We start from the raw sequence: 354 nt of genomic DNA on the forward strand, positions 1-354 counted from the left end.
CGTGCTCAAGGATCTCGATCCTGAGCTGGCGGTCGATGGTGTCTGGGACAACCACGAGGTGGTCACCCGCATCGACGACGAGAAAGAACAGCGTGAGATGACCGAGCGCCTGACCTGCACCCCCGGCATTGACCACTTCCTGCAGGTCGAAGAGTACCCGCTGGTCGATTTCGTCGAGATCGTTGCCAAGTTCAATACTAACTTAGGCCACGTGCTGGCCGGCTAGCGCTTCTCCGTACGCTGCATGCGTGGCGGGCAGCTCGTCTTGAGCTGGATGGACGTGGTCGGTGAGGTCGGCTGGGAGGTGCGCCAGCAGTGCGGTGCGGGGGGTATGGTCGTGGGGTAGGGGGTGGT

1 pseudogene is annotated in these 354 nt (G+C 62.4%); it reads left to right on the forward strand.

The features are described 5' to 3' along the window. A pseudogene (locus M2D63_RS25565) lies at positions 1 to 334 on the forward strand (tRNA 4-thiouridine(8) synthase ThiI); the annotation flags it as partial. Positions 335 to 354: the final 20 nt, after the last annotated feature.

Origin of the sequence: Pseudomonas sp. BJa5 (genome assembly GCF_030272875.2) — a bacterium.
Taxonomy (GTDB): domain Bacteria; phylum Pseudomonadota; class Gammaproteobacteria; order Pseudomonadales; family Pseudomonadaceae; genus Aquipseudomonas.